Origin of the sequence: Kitasatospora sp. NPDC085895, from assembly GCF_040702125.1 — a bacterium.
GTDB classification, from domain to species: domain Bacteria; phylum Actinomycetota; class Actinomycetes; order Streptomycetales; family Streptomycetaceae; genus Kitasatospora; species Kitasatospora arboriphila.
On record NZ_JBFBJY010000102.1, the window covers coordinates 1 to 21,660 of the forward strand.

A 21,660-nucleotide genomic window follows, 5' to 3' on the forward strand; every position below is an offset into this window, starting at 1 on the left:
GCGACCCGATGAGGATCTGGAAGTGGTGTTTCAAGGGATTGGCCGCTCCGGGACCGTCCGCGCAGATGCGTGTCCGGTGCTCCCTGCCGAGCGACTAGGAAACACTACGCCGAACGGGGAGCGGATGCAAACGAACCGGCCGGCTCCTCGGGGAGAGGGGCCGGCCGGTGGTCGGGGGCGGGGCGGTTCAGCTGTTGGTGGGGAAGCCGAGGTTGATGCCGCCGTGCGACGGATCGAGCCAGCGCTGGGTCACGACCTTGCCGCGGGTGAAGAACTGGACGCCGTCGGGGCCGTAGGCGTGGGCGTCGCCGAAGAGCGAGGCCTTCCAGCCGCCGAAGGAGTAGTAGGCGACGGGGACGGGGATCGGCACGTTGATGCCGACCATGCCGACCTCCACCTCGTTCTGGAAGCGCCGGGCGGCGCCGCCGTCGTTGGTGAAGATGGCCGTGCCGTTGCCGTACGGGTTGCTGTTGATGAGGGCCAGGCCCTCCTCGTAGGTGGAGACCCGGACGACCGAGAGGACCGGACCGAAGATCTCGTCGCTGTAGACGGACATGCCCGGCTTCACGTGGTCGAACAGGGTGGGGCCGAGCCAGAACCCGTCCGCGGTCGGGGCGCCGTTGACGTCCTCGGCCGCGATCGCGTGCTTGCGGCCGTCGACCGCCAGTTCGGCGCCGTCGGCGAGGCCGGACTCGACGTAGGAGGTGACCTTGTCGCGGTGCTGGCCGGTGACCAGCGGGCCCATCTCGGAGTCGCCGTTGCAGCCGGGGCCGACCTTCAGCGCGGCGACACGGGACTTGATCTTCTCGACCAGCTCGTCGCCGATCGGGTCCACGGCGACCAGGACGGAGACCGCCATGCAGCGCTCGCCGGCCGCACCGAAGCCCGCGTTGACGGCGGCGTCGGCGCTCAGGTCGAGGTCGGCGTCGGGCAGCACCAGCATGTGGTTCTTCGCGCCGCCGAGGGCCTGGACGCGCTTGCCGTAGCGGGTGCCGGTCTCGTAGACGTAGCGGGCGATCGGGGTCGAGCCGACGAAGCTGACCGACTTGATGTCGGGGTGCTCCAGCAGGCGGTCGACCGCGACCTTGTCGCCGTGCACGACGTTGAAGACGCCGTCCGGCAGGCCGGCCTCCTTCCACAGCTCGGCGAGGAAGTTGGCGGCGGACGGGTCCTTCTCGGAGGGCTTCAGGACCACCGTGTTGCCGGTCGCGATGGCGATCGGGAAGAACCACATCGGCACCATGGCCGGGAAGTTGAACGGCGAGATGATCGCGACCGGGCCGAGCGGCTGGCGGATCGAGTAGACGTCGATGCCGGTGGACGCCTGCTCCGAGAAGCCGCCCTTGGAGAGCTGCGGGATGCCGCAGGCGTACTCCACGACCTCCAGGCCGCGGGCGAGCTCGCCGAGGGCGTCCGAGTGCACCTTGCCGTGCTCGGAGACGATGATCGATGCGAGCTCGTCCTTGCGGGCGTTGAACAGCTCGCGGAAGCGGAAGAGCACCTGGGTGCGCTTGGCCACGGACGAGCGACGCCACTCGGCGAACGCCGAGGCCGCAGCGGCGACGGCCTGGTCGACCTCGGCGATCTCGGCGAAGTCGACCTGGCCCGACACCTGTCCGGTGGCCGGATCGAAGATGTCACCGCGGCGGGGCGCGGCGCCGGCGGTGGCGACGGGGGCGCCACCGATCCAGTGGGTGACGTGCTTGTTCGGGCTGGACTTGCTCAAGATCGTCTGCCTCCGAAGTCCCGTGCGGTGTGTGGGCCGCCGGTACGTGGTAACGGCGCCGCCCGGCTTCGTCCGGACGACGGGATCACGGGGCTCCCGCGCTCGTAATCCAGTCTGCGGACCCTGCCGTCGGGCCTCAACGAGCAGCGTGACGGGGAACGGAGATTCACCCTTACAGGTCGTCGGGCTGCTCCGCCTCGACGTCCTCCAGATAGGGGTCGTGCAGCCCGTCGTCGTCCTCCCGGGCCTCCATCAGGTCCAGTCGGAGGTCCTGCGCCCAGGCCTGGGCCCAGGCCGAACGGGCCGCGGCGTCCGGGTGGACGAACGCGGCCGCGGACTCCAGCCGGTCGGCGAGCACCACCGGCTGGAACTCCTCGCCGAGCGCGCCGGCCAGGGCCAGCAGCTCGCCCTCGGAGAAGGGGCCGCTCAGCACGTGCAGGGCGGCGAGGTCCTCCGGCAGGCCCCGGTCGCAGAGGAGGAGCACGGCGAGCGCGGCGGCGTCCGGCAGCGCGACCACCGGGACGGGGGCACCGGGGAGCAGCACGGCGGGGTGCCTCAACGGCTCCTTGCGCAGTTCGATCGGGCAGGGCGTGCCGGTCAGCTGGATCTGGCGCGGGGTGCCGGGCTGGACGTCGGCGCGGTGGCCGGCCGCGCGGAGGTGTTCGGCGAGGCCGGCGGCGATGTCGGCGAGGGGCGGGCCCTCGCCGGTGACGAGGACGAGTCCGGTGGAGCGGGTGGCGGGGAGGCCGTGGGCGGCGAGCGCGTCGGGACCGGCGAGGGCGAGGGCGTACCGGAGGCAGAGCGGCTGGGCGGTCTCCAGCAGCCGGAGGTGCTCGTCGGAGAGCGCGCTTGCGGTCATGGGGCCAGTCTGGCGCGGTTCACCCTCGGGGTGGCGTTGCGGTGACCCTGCGGGTGGGCGGTTCGGCCCTGCGGGTGGACGGTTCGGTCGGCGGGTGGGCGGTTCGGTCGGCGGGTCACGGGAGGCCGGTGAGTCGGGCGGCGGCGTCGTGGAGGGCGAGTTCGAGGCGGCGGGGGTCGACGAGCCGGCCTGTGCCGTCCGGGGGGATCAGCCAGTGCAGGGCGCGGTCGGTGCCGTCCGGGTGGGGGACGGTGAGGGCGGTGCCGTGGCCGAGGGTGCGGATGCCGGAGCCGAGCCAGCCGTCGGCGGTGCCGGTGGGGACGAGGAAGGCGACGGTGCCGGCGGTGCGGTCCTGGAGGACGGGGCCCGGTCCGGGGAGGCGGGCGAGGGCGTCGAGGGCGGTGCGTCCGAACGGGCCGGGGGTGAGGACGGCGTCCCACTGGCGACCGGCGGGCAGCGGGGCGGGGCGGCGGCCGCTCCGTTCCCAGGTGCGCAGGAAGGCGCGCGGGTCGGGGGCGGCCGCGGCGAGCCAGGCTGCGGCGGTGCGGGCGGTGGGCGGCATCGGTGCTCCTCGGGACGGTCGGGGTCGCTCACCGGGGAGAGGGCGGCGGGTGCGGGTTCTTACACGGTTTCGGCGGTTCTCGGTCCAGGCGGTTCTCGGTCCGGGCGTTGGTCGGCGGCCGGACGCGGACGTGCCGCGGGGCGCATCCGGGCCGGGTGGCCGGGGTGCGCCCCGCGGTGGCGTCGGCGGTCGGGCCGGCGGTGGGGTCAGCTGTCGAAGCCGAGGCCGAGGCGGTCCAGGGTGCGCAGCCAGAGGTTGCGCCGGCCGCCGCGGCGGTCGGCGCGGTCGAGCGACCAGCGGGTGAGTTCGATGCCGGCCCAGCGGACGGGTTCGGGCGGGAAGGGGAGCGGCTTCTTGCGGACCATCTCCAGTTCGGTGCGTTCGGTGCGTTCGCCGGAGAGGAGGTCGAGCATGACCTCGGCGCCGAAGCGGGTGGCGCCGACGCCGAGGCCGGTGAAGCCGGCGGCGTAGGCGACGCGGCCGTGGTGGGCGGTGTCGAAGAAGGCGGAGAAGCGGCTGCAGGTGTCGATGGCGCCGCCCCAGGCGTGGGTGAAGCGGACTCCTTCGAGCTGGGGGAAGGTCTCGAAGAACTGCCGGGAGAGGGTGCGGAAGGTGTCGGGGCGCTGGTCGTGCTCGGCGCGGACCTTGCCGCCGTAGTGGTAGATGGCGTCGTAGCCGCCCCAGAGGATGCGGTTGTCGGCGGAGAGCCGGAAGTAGTGGAACTGGTTGGCGCTGTCGCCGAGGCCCTGGCGGCCGCGCCAGCCGACGGCGGCCATCTGCTCGTCGTTGAGGGGTTCGGTCATGAGGGCGTAGTCGTAGACCGGGACGATGTAGGGGCGGACGCGCTTGAGCAGGGACGGGAAGACGTTGGTGCCGAGGGCGACGCGGCGGGCGAAGACCCGGCCGTAGGGGGTGCGGACGGCCATGCCGGTGCCGTGTTCGACGAGGGTGAGGGCCTTGGTGCGTTCGTGGATGCGGACGCCCTGCCGGAGGCAGGCCTTCTTGAGGCCCCAGGCGAGTTTGGCGGGGTGGACCATGGCGACGCCGTCGCGGTCCCAGAGGCCGCCGAGGAAGGTGGGCGAGTCGACCTCGCGGCGCACCTGGTCGGCGTCGAGGACGGTGGTGGCGAGGCCGTGTTCGGCGAGGGCCTCGGCGACCTCGTGGAGTTCGTCGAGCTGGTGGGGTTCGGTGGCGACGTCGATCTCGCCGGTGCGCTCCCACTCGCAGTCGAGGTCGTACGTCTTGACGGCGTCCTCGATGGCGTCGAGGTTGGCGCGGCCGAGTTCTTCGAGCCGGTTCAGTTCGGCGGGCCAGCGCTGCAGGCCGTTGCCGAAGCCGTGGGTGAGGCTGGCGGCACAGAATCCGCCGTTGCGCCCGGAGGCCGCCCAGCCCACCTCGTCCGCCTCGACGAGGACGACGTCCTGCGAGGGGTCGCGTTCCTTGGCGAGGAGCGCCGTCCACAGGCCGGAGTATCCGCCGCCGACGACCAGCAGGTCGCAGGTGGTGTCGCCGACGAGGGCGGGGAGGGCCTCGGGCCGACCCGGGTCCTCCAGCCAGAACGAGGTGGGTTTGACGTCACTGAGCGCACGGGCGGAGTCCATGCCGTATCAGCCGCTTTCTGATGGTCGTTCGGGCGTCGGTCAGTAGAACGGGGAGGAGGAGTGGTGCGGCATCAGGCGCGGGCCTTCCGGCGGTTGCCGATCCACTGTCCGGCGACGGTGAGGACGACGGCCGCGAGGAACATCGCGGTGCCGATCACGTTCACCTGGACGGGGATGCCGCGCTGCGAGGCGCCCCAGACGAACATCGGGAAGGTGACGGTGGTGGGGCCCGAGTTGAACTGGGTGATGATGAAGTCGTCGAAGGACAGGGCGAAGCTGAGCAGCGCGCCGGCGGCGATGCCGGGGGCGGCGAGCGGCAGGGTGATCTTGAGGAAGGTCTGCACCGGGGTGGCGTAGAGGTCCTGGGCGGCCTGTTCGAGGCGCGGGTCCATGCTCATGACGCGGGCCTTGACGGCGGTGACCACGAAGCTGAGGCAGAACATGATGTGTGCGATCAGGATCGTGGTGAAGCCGAACGGGATGCGCATGTTGAGGAAGAGCGTGCCGAGCGAGGCGGCCATGACGACCTCGGGCATGGCCATCGGCAGGAAGATCAGCCCGGTGGTGGCGGAGCGGCCGCGGAAGCGGTAGCGGGCCAGGGCGAAGGCGACCATGGTGCCGAGGACCGTGGCGCCTGCGGTGGCCGCGAGGGCGAGCTGCAGGCTGAGGACGAGCGAGCCGCACATGTCGGCGACGCCGCAGGGGTCCGTCCAGGCGTCGGTGGAGAACTGGGCCCACTCGTAGTTGAACTTGCCGGCGGGCTTGTTGAACGAGAAGAGCAGGACGACCAGGTTGGGCAGGACGAGGTAGGCGAGGGCGAGGACGCCCGCGAGGGTGACGAGGTTGCGGCGCAGCCAGCTGGACACCTTGTTCATCAGACCAGGTCCTCCGTTCCGGCCTTGCGCATGTAGACCGTCACCACGCCCAGGATCAGGGCCATCAGGATGAAGCTCAGGGCTGCCGCCGTGGGGTAGTCGAGCACGTTGAGGAACTGCTTCTGGATGCCGTTGCCGACCATCTGCTCGCTGGGGGAGCCGAGCAGCTGGGCGTTGATGTAGTCGCCGGAGGCGGGGATGAAGGTGAGCAGGGTGCCGGCGACGACGCCGGGCAGGGAGATCGGGAAGGTCACCTTGCGGAAGGTGGTGAAGGGCTTGGCGTAGAGGTCGCCGGCGGCCTCGTGCAGCCTGGGGTCGATCCGCTCCAGCGAGGTGTAGAGCGGGAGGATCATGAACGGCAGGAAGTTGTAGGTGAGGCCGCAGACCACGGCGAGCGGGGTGGCGAGGACGCGGTGGCCGGCGGTGAGGCCGAGCGCGTCGGTGAGGTCGAGGACGTGCAGGGTGTTGAGCGCGCCGACCACGTAGCCGCCGTCGGACAGGATGGTCTTCCAGGCCAGGGTGCGGATCAGGAAGCTGGTGAAGAACGGCGCGATCACCAGGATGAGGATGACGTTGCGCCACCGCTTGCCGGCCTTGAAGGCGATCGTGTATGCGAGCGGGTAGCCGATGGCGAGGCAGAGCACGGTGGCGGTGGCGGCGTACGCGAAGGAGCGGACGAAGTGCCACTTGTACTCGGTGAAGGCGTCCCAGTAGGTGGCGAAGTGCCAGGTGACGCGGAAGCCCTCCTCCAGCGAGCCGGTCTGCAGGGAGGTGGAGCCCTGGTAGACCATCGGCACCGCGAAGAAGACCACGAGCCAGGCGATGCCGGGCAGCAGCAGCCAGTACGGGACGAGCTTGCGCCGGGTGCGCCGGGGCGGCGCGGGGGGTGCGGCGTCCTGGAGCGGGGCCGTCTCGGTGGTGGTGGTCACGCGTCCTCCTCCGCGGTGCCGGCGTCGATCGCCTGGGAGGCGTCGAGCGCGAAGGAGTGGGCGGGGTTCCAGTGGACCTGGACGGTGGCGCCGGGGACGATCCGGCTGTCGCGCTCCATGTTCTGCTCGAAGACGGCGATGTCCTGGCCGGTGCCGGTGCGGACGGTGTACTGGGTGGAGACGCCGATGAAGCTGGAGTCGACGACGGTGCCGACCAGGCGGTTGCGGTCCTCGGGGACGTCCGTGGAGGAGTGCGCGATGGTGATCTTCTCGGGGCGGACGCCGAGGTGGACCTTGGTGGCGTCGGTGGCGCAGCGGGCGCGGGGGACGGCGAGGCGGGTGCCGCCGGCGCTGAGCAGGAGCTCGTCGCCGGAGTTCCCGGTGACCTCGGCGGGGATGAGGTTGGACTGGCCGAGGAAGTTGGCGACGAAGGTGGTCGCGGGGTTCTCGTAGAGGTCGGCGGGGGCGCCGAGCTGCTCGATGCGTCCGCCGTTCATCACCGCGATGGTGTCGGCCATGGTCATGGCCTCCTCCTGGTCGTGGGTGACGTGGACGAAGGTGATGCCGACCTCGGTCTGGATGCGCTTGAGTTCGAGCTGCATCTGGCGGCGGAGCTTGAGGTCGAGGGCGCCGAGCGGTTCGTCGAGCAGCAGGACCTGCGGGTGGTTGATGAGGGCGCGGGCGACGGCGACGCGCTGCTGCTGGCCGCCGGAGAGCTGGTGCGGCTTGCGGCGGGCGAGCGGGCCGAGTTCGACCAGCTCCAGCATGTCCTCGACCTGCTTCTTGACGTCCTTCTTGCCGCGGCGGCGCAGGCCGAAGGCGACGTTCTCGTAGATGTCGAGGTGCGGGAAGAGCGCGTAGCTCTGGAAGACGGTGTTGACCGGCCGCTTGTACGGGGGCAGGGCGGTGACGTCCTGTCCGCCGATGAGGACGGTGCCGGAGGTCGGGTCCTCCAGGCCGGCGATCATGCGCAGGGTGGTGGTCTTGCCGCAGCCGGACGCGCCGAGCAGGGCGAAGAAGGAGCCCTGGGGGATCGTCAGGTCGAGGGGGTGGACGGCGGTGGAACTGCCGTAGGTCTTGCTGATGCCGGTGAGCCGTACGTCGCCGCCCGAGGGGGTTTCGGCGGGGCCGGTGGCCTTCGCGGTGGTGTCGGTCGCCTGGTCGGTCATGGTGTGGTCCTATCTCCGAGGCCGGTGGTCGGGGGCGTGGGTCAGGCGCCGATGAGCTTGGAGAACCTGTCCTCGAAGTCGCTCTCCTCGGCCTCGCCGAGGCTGCGGAAGTTGTGGACCTTGGCGGCCATCTCGGGGGTGGGGATGACCAGGGGGTTGGCGGCGGCGTCGGCGTCGAGCTTGGCGAGTTCGGCCTGTGCGCCGGTGACCGGGGAGACGTAGCCGATGCCTGCGGTGAGCCGGGCGGCTATCTCGGGCCGGTAGTAGAAGTCGATGAGCCGTTCGGCGTTGTGCTTGTGCTGGGCGCGGGCCGGGATCAGCATGTTGTCGGTCGACGCGACGTAGCCCTTGTCCGGGACGACGAACTCGATGTCGGGGTTGTCGGCCTTGAGCTGGATGAGGTCGCCGCCCCAGGCGACGCAGGCGGCGATGTCGCCGGAGGACAGCTCCTGGCCGTAGTCGTTGCCGGTGAACTTGCGGATCTGCTTGCTGTCGACGCCCTTCTGGAGGCGGGCGATCGCGGCGGCGTAGTCGTCGGCGGTGAACTTCGCCGGGTCCTTGTCCATGTCGAGCAGGGTCATGCCGATGGTGTCGCGCATCTCCGACAGGAAGGTGACGCGGCCCTTGAGCTCGGGGTCGTCGAGCAGCTGGGAGACGCTGGTGACGGCCTTCCCCTTGGTCGCCTTCTTGTTGTAGGCGATGACGACCTGGATGCCCGCCCACGGGTAGGAGTAGAGGCGGCCCGGGTCCCAGTCGGGGGCGCGGAAGCGGGCCTCCAGGTTGGTGATCGCGGTGGTGATCCTGGACTGGTCGAGCTTCTGCACCCAGCCGAGGCGGATCAGCCGGGCGGCCATCCAGTCGGTGAGGACCATGACGTCGCGCCCGGTGTCCTGGCCGGCGGCGAGCTGCGGCTTGACCTTGCCGAAGAACTCGACGTTGTCGTTGACGTCCTCGGTGTACTTGACCTTGACGCCGGTGGCCGCGGTGAAGGCGTCGAGGGTGCCGTGCTTCTGCTCGTCCTTGGGGTCGACGTCGACGTACAGCGGCCAGTTGGAGAAGTTGAGGACCTTGTCGGTGTCGGAGAGGTCCTTCGCGGCGGCGTTGGCGGCCTCGCCCGAGGTGCCGTTGGTGCTCTTCGCCGGCGGGATGCCGCAGGCGGTGAGGGTGCCCGCGCCGGCCGCGAACGCACCGGCGCGCAGCACCGTCCGGCGGCTGAGGGCGGCGCGGCCGTTGGTGAGGCTGCGTTCCCAGGCCTTGCGGACCGGCTCCGGCAGGCCGTCGGTGATCTCGTGTCGCTGCATGCGGGGACACCCTCCTGAGGGGGCTCGGGCGTGGGGGACGGACGGGGTTATCGGTCCCCGAAGATCGTGCGGTGCCAATCCTTGCGGGCCACCGCGGTGGTGTCGTACATGACGTGCTTGACCTGGGTGTACTCGTCGAGGGAGTACTGCGACATGTCCTTGCCGTAGCCGGAGGCCTTGTAGCCTCCGTGCGGCATCTCGCTGATGATCGGGATGTGGTCGTTGACCCAGACGCAGCCGGCCGCGATCTCGCGGGTGGCGCGCAGCGAGCGGTGGACGTCGCGGGTCCAGGCGGACGCGGCGAGGCCGTAGGGGGTGTCGTTGGCGAGCCGCAGGCCCTCCTCGTCGCTGTCGAAGGGCAGGACGACGAGGACGGGGCCGAAGATCTCGCCCTGGACGACCTCGCTGTCCTGGGCGGCGCCGGTGATCAGGGTGGGCTGGTGGTAGGCGCCGAGGGTGAGGTCGGTGCCGTCGTGGCCCTTGGTGCCGGTGCCGCCTCCGGTCACGACGGTGGCGCCGTCGCGGCGGGCGCGCTCGACGAAGCCGGCGACGCGGTCGCGGTGGGCGAAGGAGACCAGCGGGCCGAGGTCGGTCTGCGGGTTGCGCGGGTCGCCGAGGCGGACGGCGGCGTACAGGTCGGCGACCCCGGCGACGAAGGCGTCGTAGAGCGGGCGCTGGACGTAGGCGCGGGTGGCGGCGGTGCAGTCCTGGCCGCTGTTGATGAGGGAGGCGGCGACCGCGCCGTGCACGGCGGCCTCCAGGTCGGCGTCGTCGAAGACCACGAACGGGGCCTTGCCGCCGAGTTCGAGGTGGGTGCGCTTGACGGTGGCGGTGGCGAGTTCGGCGACCCGCTTGCCGACCTCGGTGGAGCCGGTGAACGACACCATCGACACCGCGGGGTGGGAGACGAGGTGCTCGCCGGCGGTGCGGCCGGCGCCGGTGATGACGTTGACGACGCCGTCGGGGATGCCGGCCTCGGTGCACGCGGCGGCGAACATCAGCGAGGTCAGCGGGGTGAGCTCGGCGGGCTTGAGGACGATGGTGTTGCCCGCGGCGATCGCCGGGAGGATCTTCCAGGCGGCCATCTGCAGGGGGTAGTTCCACGGCGAGATCGAGCCGACCACGCCGATCGCCTCGCGGCGCACGTACGAGGTGTGGTCGCCGGAGTACTCGCCGGCGGCCTTGCCCTCCAGGTTGCGGGCGGCGCCGGCGAAGAAGGCGGTGTTGTCGATCGTGCCGGGGACGTCGAACTCGGTGGAGAGCTTGATCGGCTTGCCGGTCTGCGCGGTCTCGACGCGGGCGAACTCCTCGGCGTGCTCGGCGAGGACGCCGGCCAGCCGGCCCAGGGCCTCGGCGCGGGTGCCGGGGGTGGCGCGGGACCACTCGGGGAGGGCGGCGCGGGCCGCGCCGACCGCGGCGTCGACGTCGGCGGGCGAGGCCAGCACGACCTCCTCCACGGTGCTGCCGTCGGCCGGGTTGACCACCCGGAACCGCTCGTCGCCGCTCCCTGTGACCATCCGCCCGGCGATGTGCTGCGCGCCGGCGCCGAAGCTGGTCAGGTCCATCTGCTGTCCTCCATGTGCCCGGTGGTTCGGCTTCCGCACGCCGGGGCGCGGATGCCGCCGCACGCCCATGCTTCCTCGGCGGTGCGGCGATGCCCGTACGCCATGGCCGGAGACTGGTCCAGTCGCCGCATAGCAGACGGAGAGATCCGAAGCGGTGGTTCACCGGGATTGCGCGATCCTGACAGGCCCAGTTTTCTTCCACAAGGGATTCCGCTGTTGCCTTCTGGTTACGCTGCGGATTCCGCTGCCGCGTCCCGGTTTTCGCCACTTCCGATTGCCTGACCATGCCGTCTCGGGCGATCGGGTGACAAGGGTCACTCCGGCAGGCCCGGCGGCAAGGGGTTTACAGGGTGCAAGGCGGCGCGGCGGGTGGGCGGGCACCGCGCCGAGGCAAGATTTCCCTGACAACCCTGAGCAGCTGGAGGCCCGCGATGCTCCCCACCGTCGCCCGGGTGCTGGACCTGGACGTGATGCGGCGCGGACTGCCCGACGTGGTGGCCGGTGCGGACCACCTGGAGCGGCCCGTCCGCTGGGTCCACGTGAGTGAGCTGCCGGACGTCGCCGGCGTCCTGCAGGGCGGCGAGCTGGTGCTCACCACCGGCATCGCCCTGCCCGAGCAGCGCGAGGGCCTGGCCCGCTACGTCCACGAGCTCGCCGACGTCGGCGCCGCCGGCCTGGTCGTCGAGTTCGGCCGCCGCTACTTCGACTCGCTGCCGCGGGCGCTGGTCAACGCCGCCGAGCAGCGCGGACTGCCGCTGATCGCGCTCCGCCGCGAGCTGCGCTTCGTCGCCGTCACCGAGGCGGTGCACGCCCTGGTGGTCAACGCCCAGCTGGAGCAGTTGCGCACCTCCGAGGCGGTGCACCAGGTCTTCAACGAGCTGGCGGTGGAGGGCGCCGAGCCCGCCGAGGTGGTGCGGCAGGTGGCGCAGCTGGCCGGTGCGCCGGTGGTGCTGGAGAACCTGGCGCACCAGGTGCTGGCGCACGAGAGCGCCGGCCGGCCGGAGGCGGAGCTGCTGGAGGGCTGGGAGGCGCGTTCGCGCGGGGTCCGCCCGCCGGGCCGCACCGGGCACGACCCGCGCAGCGGCTGGCTGGTCACCGCGGTCGGCGCGCGCGGCCAGGACTGGGGGCGGCTGGTGCTGATCGGCGGGCCGGGCGCGCTGCCGGAGGGCACCGCGCACCCGCACGCGATGATGCTGGAGCGCGGCGCGGCGACGCTGGCGCTGAACCGGCTGGTGGTGCGCGACCGGGAGAGCCTGGAGCGGCAGACCCACCGCACGCTGCTGTCGGGCATCCTCACGCACGCCCTGACGGTCAGTGAGGTCGCGCTGCGGGCGCAGGCGCTGGGGGTGCCGCTGGAGGGGCGGCGGCTGGTGGGCGTGGTGCTGCGGCAGCGCCGCGGGGCGGTGCCGGCCGCGCTGGAGGCGCAGGCCCGGCTGCGGGACTTCACCGAGCTGGCGGCGACGGCGATCCGCGGCTGTCGGCTGTCGGCGCTGGTCGGCGCGCTGGACGACGAGGGCGTCGGGATGCTGATCGCGCTCGGCTCGCAGCAGGACGAGCACGCGGCGCTGGAGGCGTTCGCGGCGGCGCTGCGCAAGCTGGTGGCGGACGGTGCGCGGGACGCGGCGGCGCCGCCGCCGGAGCCGGTGGTCGCGGTGGGCTCCTCGGTGGGGTCGGTGCGCGACGCCCGGCGCACCCTGCTGGAGGCGACCCAGGTCGCGGACGCGGCGCTGCACGACGCCCCGGGCGGCCGGGCGGCCGCCTACTACCGGCTGCCGGACGTCCGGCTGCGCGGTCTGCTGCACCTGCTGCGCGACGACGAGCGGCTGCAGACGTACGTGGAGCGCGAGCTGGGGCCGCTGCTGGCGTACGACGCCGAGCACGGCGGGCAGTTGGTGCGGATGCTGCGGATCTACCTGGAGCAGGGCCGCAACAAGTCGGCGGCGGCGGACGCGGCGCACCTGTCCCGGCCGTCGTTCTACGACCGGCTGCACAAGGTGGAGCGGATCCTCGGGGTGGACCTGGACCAGGTGGAGTCCTGCCTGTCGCTGCACGTGGCGCTGCTGGCGCTGGACGCGGTGCGCCGCTGAGCGCGGGCGCGACGGAGCGGCCCCGGGGCGGTTCGCCCCGGGGCCGCTCCGTCGCGCGGGTCAGACGGTGTGCGCGTCGGTGAGGGTGAGGACCTCGTCGAGGATCGCGAGGCCGGCCTTGGCCTCCTCCGCGCTGACGGTGCACGGCGGCACCACGTGGAAGCGGTTCATGTTGACGAAGGGCCACAGGCCGCGCTGCTTGCAGGCGGCGGCCAGCTCGGCCATCGGCGCGTTGGCCGGTCCGGCCGCGTTGTAGGGGACCAGCGGCTCGCGGGTCTCGCGGTTCTTGACCAGGTCGAGCGCCCAGAAGACGCCGAGGCCGCGGACCTCGCCGATCGAGGGGTGCCGCTCGGCGAGCTCGCGCAGGCCGGGGCCGATCACGCTCTCGCCGATCCGCTTGGCGTTCTCGACGATGCCCTCCTCCGCCATCGCGTTGATGGTGGCGACGGCCGAGGCGCAGGCCAGCGGGTGGCCGGAGTAGGTGAGGCCGCCGGGGAAGACCCGCTCGTCGAAGGTGGCGGCGATCTCCGGGTTGATGGCGACGCCGCCGAGCGGGACGTAGCCGGAGTTGACGCCCTTGGCGAAGGTCAGCAGGTCCGGGGTGATGCCCCAGTTGTCGGCGGCGAACCACTCGCCGGTGCGGCCGAAGCCGGCCATGACCTCGTCGAGGATGAAGACGATGCCGTGGCGGTCGCAGATCTCCCGGACGCCCTGCAGGTAGCCGGGCGGCGGGATCAGCACGCCGGCGGTGCCGACGACCGTCTCCAGGATGATCGCGGCGACGGTGGCCGGGCCCTCGAAGGCGATGACCTGCTCCAGGTGGGCGAGCGCGCGCTCGCACTCCTGCGCCTCGTTCTCGGCGTGGAAGACCGAGCGGTAGGCGTAGGGGCCCCAGAAGTGGACGATGCCGGAGACGCCCGTCTCGTTGGCCCAGCGGCGGGGGTCGCCGGTCAGCGCGATGGCGTTGGCGGTGGCGCCGTGGTACGAGCGGTAGGTGGAGAGCACCTTCTGACGGCCGGTGTGCAGGCGGGCCATCCGGATGGCGTTCTCGTTGGCCTCGGCGCCGCCGTTGGTGAAGAAGATCTTGTTCAGCTCGCCGGGGGTGCGCTCGGCGATCAGCCGGGCGGCCTCGCTGCGCGGCTCGACGGCGAAGCCGGGCGCGATGGTGCAGAGCTTGGCCGCCTGCTCCTGGATCGCGGCGACGACCTTCGGGTGCTGGTGGCCGATGTTGGTGTTCACCAGCTGGGAGGAGAAGTCGAGGTAGCGGTTGCCCTCGTAGTCCCAGAAGTAGGAACCCTCGGCGCCGGCCACCGCGAGGGGGTCGATCAGCGCCTGGGCGGACCACGAGTGGAAGACGTGCGCGCGGTCGGCGGCCTTGACGGCCTGGCCTGCGGCTGAGTCAGCGGTGGGGATGCTCATGCGGCCAGCCTAGGGAGCACGGGGGCCGCGAGGCAGTTGCACCATGTCACCCGATCGGCGCGTCGCCGTGACAGGGTGGCAAAGCGCGGGGGCGCGGGCGGCCGCGCTGTGCGCGCAGCTGCCCGCGCCCCCGGGTGCGCCGGTCGCGTCGGTCGGTCAGATCGCGGTCATGACGTGCTTGACGCGGGTGTAGTCCTCGAAGCCGTAGGAGGACAGGTCCTTGCCGTAGCCGGACTTCTTGAAGCCGCCGTGCGGCATCTCGGCGACCAGCGGGATGTGGGTGTTGATCCAGACGCAGCCGAAGTCCAGGCGGCGGGACATCCGCATGGCGCGGGCGTGGTCCTTCGTCCAGACGGAGGAGGCGAGGGCGTACTCGACACCGTTGGCGTAGCCGACGGCCTCGTCCTCGTCGGTGAACTTCTGCACGGTGATGACCGGGCCGAAGACCTCGCGCTGGATGATCTCGTCGTCCTGCAGCAGACCGGAGACGACGGTCGGGGCGTAGAAGTAGCCCTTGTCGCCGACCCGGTGGCCGCCGGCCTCGACCTTGGCGTGCCCGGGCAGGCGGTCGATGAAGCCGGTGACCTGGGCGAGCTGGTTGGCGTTGTTCAGCGGGCCGTAGAGGACGTCCTCGTCGTCGATGCCGCCGGTCTTGGTGTCGGCGGCGGCCTTGGCGAGGGCCTCGACGAAGGCGTCGTGGATCGACTCGTGCACCAGGACGCGGGTGGCGGCGGTGCAGTCCTGGCCGGCGTTGAAGAAGCCGGCGACCGAGATGCCCTCCACGGCCTCGGCGATGTCGGCGTCCTCGAAGACCACGACCGGGGCCTTGCCGCCGAGCTCCAGGTGGACGCGCTTGACGTCCTTGGAGGCGGACTCGGCGACCTGGATGCCGGCGCGGACGGAGCCGGTGATGGAGGCCATCGCCGGGACGGGGTGCTCGACCATCAGCTTGCCGGTCTCGCGGTCGCCGCAGATGACGTTGAAGACGCCGGCCGGCAGCTCCATGTCCTTGAGGATGCCGCCGATGATCTCGGCGAGCAGCACGGTCGAGGCCGGGGTGGTGTCCGAGGGCTTGAGGACGACGGTGTTGCCGGCGGCGATGGCCGGGGCGAACTTCCAGACCGCCATCATCATCGGGTAGTTCCACGGCGCGACCTGGGCGCAGACGCCGACCGGCTCGCGGCGGACGATGGAGGTCATGCCGTCCATGTACTCGCCCGCGGCCTTGCCCTCCAGCAGGCGGGCGGCGCCGGCGAAGAACCGGATCTGGTCGACCATCGGGCCGATCTCCTCGGAGAGGGTCAGCCCGCGCGGCTTGCCGGTGTTGCGGCACTCGGTGTCGACGATCTCGTCGGCCCGGGCCTCCACCGCGTCCGCGATCTTCAGCAGGAGCTTCTGGCGGGTCGAGGGGGTGGCGTCGCGCCACACGGGGAAGGCCTCGGCGGCGGCGGCCATCGCAGCGTCGACGTCGGCGGCGCCGGAGAGCGGGGAGGTCGCGTACACCTCGCCGGTCGTCGGGTCGATCACGTCCAGCGTGCGGCCGTCCGCCGCATCGACGAACTCGCCGTTGATGTAGTTGCGCAGCGTACGAAGGTCGCTCACGGGTCTCTCCTCGGTCTGGGCCTGCGGCGTTGCAGAATCCGGCGCCAGGGTACCTCCGGCGCACGGCTGGCCGGGTCGGACCGGCCGCGGTCCACTGGGGGTGTGTGCACGCCTGCGTGCGTACGTGGTCCAGGCTACCCAATGACCGACGGTATCGACAGGCTTCATCTCCGGACACAACGCAATCCGCATGCAATTTTGGAAACAGCGACGAAATCAGCACGACGACGGCTTGCGTGCCGCGCGGCGATCGTGCACAGTGGCGACGTGGCCAACCGCGACCGGAACGCCAGCGTTCCCCTCGACGCCGCCTCCAAGGCGATCATCGAACAGCTCCAGGAGGACGGGCGCCGCCCGTACGCCGCCATCGGCAAGGCCGTCGGCCTGTCGGAGGCCGCCGTACGGCAACGCGTCCAGAAGCTGCTCGACCAGGGCGTGATGCAGATCGTCGCCGTCACCGACCCCCTCACCGTCGGCTTCACCCGGCAGGCGATGGTGGGGATCCGGGTGGAGGGCGACATCGAACCGGTCGCGGACGCCCTGGCCGCGTTCGACGAGGTCGACTACGTCGTCTGCACCGCAGGCTCGTTCGACCTGCTGGCCGAGCTGGTGTGCGAGGACGACGAGCACCTGCTCGAAATGATCAACAAGCGCATCCGCGCGCTTCCCGGCGTGCGGAGCACCGAGAGCTTCGTTTATCTGAAGCTCCGGAAACAGACCTACACCTGGGGCACCAGATGACAGCCGACCCGGCGCAGAAGGACCTTTCCAAGACCGCCTACGACCACCTGTGGATGCACTTCACCCGCATGTCGTCGTACGAGAACTCCCCCGTCCCCACCATCGTGCGCGGTGAGGGCACCTACGTCTGGGACGACAAGGGCAGGAAGTACCTCGACGGCCTCGCCGGCCTGTTCGTGGTCCAGGCCGGTCACGGCCGCGAGGAGCTCGCCGAGGCGGCTGCCAAGCAGGCCAAGGAGCTCGCCTTCTTCCCGGTCTGGAGCTACGCCCATCCCAAGGCCGTCGAGCTCGCCGAGCGCCTGGCGAACTACGCCCCGGGCGACCTGAACAAGGTGTTCTTCTCGACCGGCGGCGGCGAGGCGGTCGAGACCGCCTGGAAGCTGGCCAAGCAGTACTTCAAGCTGACCGGCAAGCCGACCAAGTACAAGGTCATCTCCCGGGCCGTCGCCTACCACGGCACCCCCCAGGGCGCCCTGTCGATCACCGGCCTGCCGGGCCTGAAGGCCCCGTTCGAGCCGCTGGTGCCCGGCACCCACAAGGCTCCCAACACCAACATCTACCGCGCCCCCGAGTACCTGCAGGGCCCGGACGGCACCGTGGACCCGGAGGCCTACGGCCGCTGGTGCGCCGACCAGGTCGAGCAGGCCATCCTCTTCGAGGGCCCGGACACCGTCGCCGCCGTCTTCGTCGAGCCGGTGCAGAACGCCGGCGGCTGCTTCCCGCCGCCGCCCGGGTACTTCCAGCGCCTGCGCGAGATCTGCGACCGCCACGACGTGCTGCTCGTCTCGGACGAGGTCATCTGCGCCTTCGGCCGCCTCGGCACCATGTTCGGCGCCGACAAGTTCGGCTACCAGCCCGACATGATCACCTGCGCCAAGGGCATGACCTCGGGCTACTCCCCGATCGGCGCCACGATCATCTCGGACCGCATCGCCGAGCCGTTCTACAAGGGCGAGAACACCTTCCTGCACGGCTACACCTTCGGCGGCCACCCGGTGTCCTCCGCGGTGGCGCTGGCCAACCTCGACATCTTCGAGCGCGAGGGGCTCAACCAGCACGTGCTCGACAACGAGTCGCGCTTCCTGGGCACCCTGGACAAGCTGCGCGACCTGCCGATCGTCGGCGACGTCCGCGGCAACGGGTACTTCTACGGCATCGAGCTCGTGAAGGACAAGACCACCAAGGAGTCGTTCAACGACGACGAGGTGGAGCGCGTCCTCTACGGCTTCCTGTCGAAGGCGCTCTTCGACAACGGCCTGTACTGCCGCGCCGACGACCGCGGCGACCCGGTCGTCCAGCTGGCCCCGCCGCTGATCTCCGACCAGTCGACCTTCGACGAGATCGAGCAGATCCTGCGGGTCAGCCTCACCGACGCGTGGGCGAAGATCTGACCCTCCTCCCACCCTCCGCCAGGGCGGTCCCGGTCCACCGGGGCCGCCCTTCGGCGTGCCGAGGTGACGAACTCCGGATCCGACCGCCGGAATCACGGCGATTTGCCCGGAGATGGGCCAGTGTGCCGCAACCGCACCGCGACCTGTTCGTTCTAATCTGACGACTGTCATATCCCGACAAGGCACCAGGACGGTTCTCCATGTCAGCGGCCCCGCCCGACAACGACGTGTTGTGGGCCCGAGGGATCGTCAAGTCCCACCACGGCACACCCGCCCTGCGCGGAGTCTCGCTCGCCGTCCGGGAGGGCGAGGTGCTCGCCGTCACCGGCCCCCGCGGCTCCGGCAAGAGCACCCTGCTCGGCTGCCTCTCCGCCCAGCTGCCGGTCGACGAGGGCGAGGTCTGGTTCCACAGCTCCCCCGTGCACACCCTCGGCCGCACCGGACGCGAGAAGCTCCGCCGGGAGCGCTTCGGCTGGGTCGGCTCCGAGCCCCACCTGGTGCCGGAACTGACGGCCCGCGAGAACACCGCCCTGCCGCTGCTGCTCGCCGGCACCGGCCACCGCGCCGCGTACACCGCCGCCGCCGAATGGCTCGAACGCCTCGACGTCGCCGACTGTGCCAAGCGCCGCCCCGCCGAGCTGACCCAGGGCCAGCGCCAGCGGATCGCCGTCGCCCGGGCCCTCGCACCGCTGCCCCGGGTGGTCTTCGCCGACGACCCGGGCGCCCCCCTGCACCGCGAGGAGCGCGAACAGGTGCTGCGCATACTGGCGAGCGCCGCCCGCTCGCACGACCTCACCCTGCTCCTGGCCACCCACGACCCGGAGCCGGCCGGCCAGGCCGACCGCACCCTCACCCTGGTCGACGGCCGGATCTCCGGCACGTCCACCACCCCGGCGGGCACCGCCGACGGCAGGACCGCGGGCTCCACCGCCAGCGGCTCCACGGCCGTCACGGCCGCACGCTGAGAGCCGGGAGGACGACGTTGTTCCCACTCCGACTCGTCAGGGGCTACCGGGCACTCGACCTGGCCCGCTGGCTGCCCACCGCGACCGCCGCCGCGACCGCCGCCGCCTTCCTGCTCCGCTCGCTCGGCCGGGCCCTCGGCGAACCCGCCGCCACCTCGGTACCCCGGCTGCTCTGGTGCCTGCCCGCGCTGGCCGCGGTCGGCTGGCTCTCCGCCGCCGCCGCCCGCGCCGTGCCCGCCCAGCACCCCGAACGGATCGCCGGCCTCGCCGCGGCCGGCTACGGCCCCGTCCGCATCCGGCTGCTGATCGCCGTCGAGACCGCGCTCGCCGCCGCCCTCGGCAGCGTGCTCGCCCTGCTGCTCTTCCTCGTGCTGCGCAACGACATCGCCGGCCCGGGGCTCGCCGCCGACGTCGGCCTCGGCAGTTCGCTGCCGGCCGCCGCGCCGGTCACCCTGCTCGTCCTCGTGCCGCTGGTGGCCGGCTGCGCGGCCGCCGCGGCCGTCCCGCTGACCGACGCGCTCCCCGGCCGCACCGCCGTGGCCCGCAGCACCGGCTTCCACCCGGCGCGGATCGCCGTGCCCGTCGGACTCACCGTCGTCGGCATGGCCCTGGAGCTCTACGGACTGCGGCCCGGCGCCGAACAGGACGGCCGGCCCGTCGACCTGCCCGCCCACCTCGGCTCGGTCGGCACCGCCGCCCTCATCGGCTGGGCCCTCACCGCCCTCGGGCTCGCCCTGCTCACCGCGCCCCTGCTGGCACTCGCCGGCCGGGTGCTGGCCCTGCGCCGGCCCGGCCCGGTGCGGCTGCTCGCCGCCCGCTCGCTCACCGCGGAGGCCCGGCCGCTCGCCGGCCCGCTCGCGGTGCTCGTCCTCGGCCTCGCCGTCCTCGTCGCCGCACTCGGCTACGGCGACGAGCCCGACCTGCCCGTCCGCGCGGCCGTCCTCCTCGTCACCGGCTGCGCGGCCGGCGCCGTGGTCGCCCGCGCCCTGGAGATCCGCGCGGCCCGGCGGGAGGTGACCGCCGCCCTCGTCCGGCTCGGCGCCGAACCGGCGACGCTGCGCGCGGCCGTCGCCGTGCGGGCCGCCGCCGCGGTCGGCGTGCTACTCCTCACCGGCGGCCTGACCGCGCTGTTCGCCGCGGCCTGCCTGGTCTGACACCGGACGCCGGAAGGGCGGTGGACACCCGTCGGGTGTCCACCGCCCTTCCGTTGTGCTTCTCCCTGCGGGCCGGTCAGCCCGCGGCGGCCAGCTGGCCGCAGGCGCCGTCGATCTCCTGGCCGCGGGTGTCGCGGACGGTCGTCGGCACGCCGTGCGCCTGCAGGCGGCGGACGAACTCCCGCTCGTCCTCCGGGCGGGACGCCGTCCACTTGGACCCGGGCGTCGGGTTCAGCGGGATCAGGTTCACGTGCACCCGGTGGTTCTTGATCAGGCGGCCGAGCAGGTCCGCCCGCCACGCCTGGTCGTTGATGTCCTTGATCAGCGCGTACTCGATGGAGATCCGGCGGCCGGACTTGTCCGCGTAGTTCCACGCGGCGTCCAGCACCTCGTCGACCTTCCACCGGGTGTTCACCGGCACCAGCTCGTCGCGCAGCTCGTCGTCGGGCGCGTGCAGGGACAGCGCCAGGCGGCAGCTGAGGCCCTCGTCCGCGAAGCGGTGCATGGCGGGCACCAGGCCGACGGTGGAGACGGTGATGCCGCGCTGCGAGAGGCCGAAGCCGTCCGGCGCCGGATCGGTGAGCCTGCGGATCGCGGCCAGCACCCGGTTGTAGTTGGCGAGCGGCTCGCCCATGCCCATGAACACCACGTTGGAGAGCCGGGCCTCACCACCGGGAACAGCGCCGGTCTTCAGGTCCCGCATGCCCGAGGCGATCTGCTCCACGATCTCCGCGGTCGACAGGTTCCGGGTCAGGCCCGCCTGGCCGGTCGCGCAGAACGGGCAGTTCATGCCGCAGCCGGCCTGCGAGCTGATGCACATGGTGACCCGGTCCGGGTAGCGCATCAGCACCGACTCGACCAGGGTGCCGTCGAAGAGCCTCCACAGCGTCTTGCGGGTGGCGTCGTCGTCGCAGGACACGTGCCGGACCACCGACATCAGCTCGGGCAGCAGGCTCTCGGTGAGCTTCCCGCGGCTGGCCGCCGGGATGTCCGTCCAGGTCTCCGGGTCGTCGGACAGCCGGCCGAAGTAGTGGTTGGACAGCTGCTTGGCGCGGAACGGCTGCTCACCCAGCTCGGCGACGGCCTCCTTGCGCTCGGCGGGGCTGAGGTCGGCGAGGTGTCGCGGGGGCTTGGCGCCGCGCGGCGCGACGAAGGTCAGTTCTCCGGGCTTAGGCATGGTGCATCCAGTGTCGCAGATGCCGGAAGGAGGCCCGGCCGCGCTCCGCACCGCGGACCCGGCGCCGGCCGATCCGAGACCCGGCCCGGCCCAGCCCCGGTCGGCGTGACCCGGCCGCCGTGGCCCGGTCGGTGCGCCGCCGGTGCCGTCAGCCGTGGCCCGGGGAATCCGCGGGCTCCTCGGCCCAGGTGTGGAAGAGGGCGAGGGCCTCACCGAGGTTGAGCGGTCCGCAGACGGCGTGGAAGACGCCCTTCGCCGTCCAGGCCTCGATCCAGTCGTGCTCGCTGCGGTCGATGTGCCGGCGCGGGAGGCGGCGCCCGGCGAGAGGGGTGCCGCGGAGGTCCACGGACACCGTCCACCCGGGGTTGTCCAGGGTCTCGATCCTGATGACCCGCTCGTGCTCCCACCGGCCGTCGCACTGCGCGAGGTACCACTGCTGGAGCCGCTCCAGTGCCTGCCCGGTGGCGTTCACGGATGCCACGGTACCCACCCGGGCAGCACCCCTTCACGCCGCGAGCCCCGGGCGGTGGACGCCCG

18 protein-coding genes are annotated in these 21,660 nt (G+C 72.1%); 5 read left to right on the forward strand and 13 right to left on the reverse strand.

All coding sequences use genetic code 11. The annotated features are described in order from the left end of the window. Positions 1-187: 187 nt before the first annotated feature. The 9 genes from AB0442_RS36885 to AB0442_RS36925 form a co-directional block, all read right to left on the reverse strand. Positions 188-1,726, reverse strand: coding sequence for a CoA-acylating methylmalonate-semialdehyde dehydrogenase (locus tag AB0442_RS36885; protein ID WP_344625096.1), 1,539 nt, complete (start codon positions 1,724-1,726; stop codon positions 188-190). Positions 1,727-1,898: 172 nt separating this feature from the next. Next, entirely contained in the window at positions 1,899-2,585 is a 687-nt protein-coding gene (locus tag AB0442_RS36890) for a hypothetical protein (protein WP_366167917.1), read from the reverse strand. A 115-nt stretch (positions 2,586-2,700) separates the two neighbouring features. Continuing rightward, positions 2,701-3,147 (reverse strand): hypothetical protein, encoded by a 447-nt coding sequence (locus AB0442_RS36895; RefSeq protein ID WP_366167918.1) that lies wholly within the window; start codon positions 3,145-3,147, stop codon positions 2,701-2,703. Between the two features lie 206 nt (positions 3,148-3,353). Next, positions 3,354-4,748: an FAD-dependent oxidoreductase gene (locus tag AB0442_RS36900; RefSeq protein WP_366167919.1), complete on the reverse strand. Its 1,395-nt coding sequence runs from the start codon at positions 4,746-4,748 to the stop codon at positions 3,354-3,356. A 71-nt stretch (positions 4,749-4,819) separates the two neighbouring features. Next, complete coding sequence (locus AB0442_RS36905; RefSeq protein WP_366167920.1) at positions 4,820-5,623, reverse strand: ABC transporter permease; 804 nt, start codon at positions 5,621-5,623, stop codon at positions 4,820-4,822. Then, positions 5,623-6,552: an ABC transporter permease gene (locus AB0442_RS36910; RefSeq protein ID WP_366167921.1), complete on the reverse strand. Its 930-nt coding sequence runs from the start codon at positions 6,550-6,552 to the stop codon at positions 5,623-5,625. The genes AB0442_RS36905 and AB0442_RS36910 overlap by 1 nt, the downstream gene beginning before the upstream one ends. Then, positions 6,549-7,721 carry an ABC transporter ATP-binding protein gene (locus tag AB0442_RS36915; RefSeq protein WP_366167922.1) on the reverse strand — a complete coding sequence of 391 codons (1,173 nt, stop codon included), beginning with the start codon at positions 7,719-7,721 and terminating at the stop codon, positions 6,549-6,551. Before AB0442_RS36915 ends, AB0442_RS36910 begins: the two co-directional genes overlap by 4 nt. A 41-nt stretch (positions 7,722-7,762) precedes the next feature. Then, complete coding sequence (locus AB0442_RS36920; RefSeq protein ID WP_366167923.1) at positions 7,763-9,022, reverse strand: spermidine/putrescine ABC transporter substrate-binding protein; 1,260 nt, start codon at positions 9,020-9,022, stop codon at positions 7,763-7,765. 47 nt (positions 9,023-9,069) lie between these two features. After that, positions 9,070-10,587 (reverse strand): gamma-aminobutyraldehyde dehydrogenase, encoded by a 1,518-nt coding sequence (locus AB0442_RS36925; RefSeq protein WP_366167924.1) that lies wholly within the window; start codon positions 10,585-10,587, stop codon positions 9,070-9,072. Between the two features lie 431 nt (positions 10,588-11,018). On the opposite strand from AB0442_RS36925, the gene AB0442_RS36930 reads away from it, so the two are divergent. Continuing rightward, positions 11,019-12,674, forward strand: a complete 1,656-nt coding sequence (locus AB0442_RS36930) for a PucR family transcriptional regulator (RefSeq protein WP_344625105.1) — start codon at positions 11,019-11,021, stop codon at positions 12,672-12,674. 60 nt (positions 12,675-12,734) lie between these two features. On the opposite strand, the gene AB0442_RS36935 is transcribed toward AB0442_RS36930, so the two are convergent. After that, entirely contained in the window at positions 12,735-14,093 is a 1,359-nt protein-coding gene (locus tag AB0442_RS36935; RefSeq protein WP_366167925.1) for an aspartate aminotransferase family protein, read from the reverse strand. 156 nt (positions 14,094-14,249) lie between these two features. Beyond that, on the reverse strand, positions 14,250-15,695 hold the full coding sequence (locus tag AB0442_RS36940) for a gamma-aminobutyraldehyde dehydrogenase (protein ID WP_366167926.1): 1,446 nt from the start codon (positions 15,693-15,695) through the stop codon (positions 14,250-14,252). A gap of 267 nt (positions 15,696-15,962) precedes the next feature. Here AB0442_RS36940 and AB0442_RS36945 point away from each other — a divergent pair, with 267 nt between their 5' ends. The 4 genes from AB0442_RS36945 (at position 15,963) to AB0442_RS36960 (ending at position 19,946) form a co-directional block, all read left to right on the forward strand. Next, on the forward strand, positions 15,963-16,436 hold the full coding sequence (locus tag AB0442_RS36945; RefSeq protein WP_043175796.1) for an Lrp/AsnC family transcriptional regulator: 474 nt from the start codon (positions 15,963-15,965) through the stop codon (positions 16,434-16,436). After that, on the forward strand, positions 16,433-17,827 hold the full coding sequence (locus AB0442_RS36950; protein WP_344625108.1) for an aspartate aminotransferase family protein: 1,395 nt from the start codon (positions 16,433-16,435) through the stop codon (positions 17,825-17,827). Before AB0442_RS36945 ends, AB0442_RS36950 begins: the two co-directional genes overlap by 4 nt. A 200-nt stretch (positions 17,828-18,027) precedes the next feature. After that, positions 18,028-18,792, forward strand: coding sequence for an ATP-binding cassette domain-containing protein (locus tag AB0442_RS36955; RefSeq protein ID WP_366167927.1), 765 nt, complete (start codon positions 18,028-18,030; stop codon positions 18,790-18,792). A 17-nt stretch (positions 18,793-18,809) separates the two neighbouring features. Beyond that, positions 18,810-19,946 carry a hypothetical protein gene (locus tag AB0442_RS36960; RefSeq protein WP_366167928.1) on the forward strand — a complete coding sequence of 379 codons (1,137 nt, stop codon included), beginning with the start codon at positions 18,810-18,812 and terminating at the stop codon, positions 19,944-19,946. Between the two features lie 76 nt (positions 19,947-20,022). On the opposite strand, the gene rlmN is transcribed toward AB0442_RS36960, so the two are convergent. After that, positions 20,023-21,123: a 23S rRNA (adenine(2503)-C(2))-methyltransferase RlmN gene (gene rlmN / locus AB0442_RS36965; RefSeq protein WP_366167929.1), complete on the reverse strand. Its 1,101-nt coding sequence runs from the start codon at positions 21,121-21,123 to the stop codon at positions 20,023-20,025. Positions 21,124-21,271: 148 nt separating this feature from the next. Beyond that, positions 21,272-21,595, reverse strand: a complete 324-nt coding sequence (locus AB0442_RS36970; protein ID WP_366167930.1) for an immunity 53 family protein — start codon at positions 21,593-21,595, stop codon at positions 21,272-21,274. Positions 21,596-21,660: the final 65 nt, after the last annotated feature.

Coding starts and splice junctions, on each gene's coding strand:
- AB0442_RS36890 (WP_366167917.1), bottom strand. CDS start 2,585: ATGACCGCAAGCGCGCTCTCCGACGAGCACCTCCGGCTGCTGGAGACC.
- AB0442_RS36895 (WP_366167918.1), bottom strand. CDS start 3,147: ATGCCGCCCACCGCCCGCACCGCCGCAGCCTGGCTCGCCGCGGCCGCC.
- AB0442_RS36900 (WP_366167919.1), bottom strand. CDS start 4,748: ATGGACTCCGCCCGTGCGCTCAGTGACGTCAAACCCACCTCGTTCTGG.
- AB0442_RS36905 (WP_366167920.1), bottom strand. CDS start 5,623: ATGAACAAGGTGTCCAGCTGGCTGCGCCGCAACCTCGTCACCCTCGCG.
- AB0442_RS36915 (WP_366167922.1), bottom strand. CDS start 7,721: ATGACCGACCAGGCGACCGACACCACCGCGAAGGCCACCGGCCCCGCC.
- AB0442_RS36920 (WP_366167923.1), bottom strand. CDS start 9,022: ATGCAGCGACACGAGATCACCGACGGCCTGCCGGAGCCGGTCCGCAAG.
- AB0442_RS36925 (WP_366167924.1), bottom strand. CDS start 10,587: ATGGACCTGACCAGCTTCGGCGCCGGCGCGCAGCACATCGCCGGGCGG.
- AB0442_RS36930 (WP_344625105.1), top strand. CDS start 11,019: ATGCTCCCCACCGTCGCCCGGGTGCTGGACCTGGACGTGATGCGGCGC.
- AB0442_RS36935 (WP_366167925.1), bottom strand. CDS start 14,093: ATGAGCATCCCCACCGCTGACTCAGCCGCAGGCCAGGCCGTCAAGGCC.
- AB0442_RS36950 (WP_344625108.1), top strand. CDS start 16,433: ATGACAGCCGACCCGGCGCAGAAGGACCTTTCCAAGACCGCCTACGAC.
- AB0442_RS36955 (WP_366167927.1), top strand. CDS start 18,028: ATGTCAGCGGCCCCGCCCGACAACGACGTGTTGTGGGCCCGAGGGATC.
- rlmN (WP_366167929.1), bottom strand. CDS start 21,123: ATGCCTAAGCCCGGAGAACTGACCTTCGTCGCGCCGCGCGGCGCCAAG.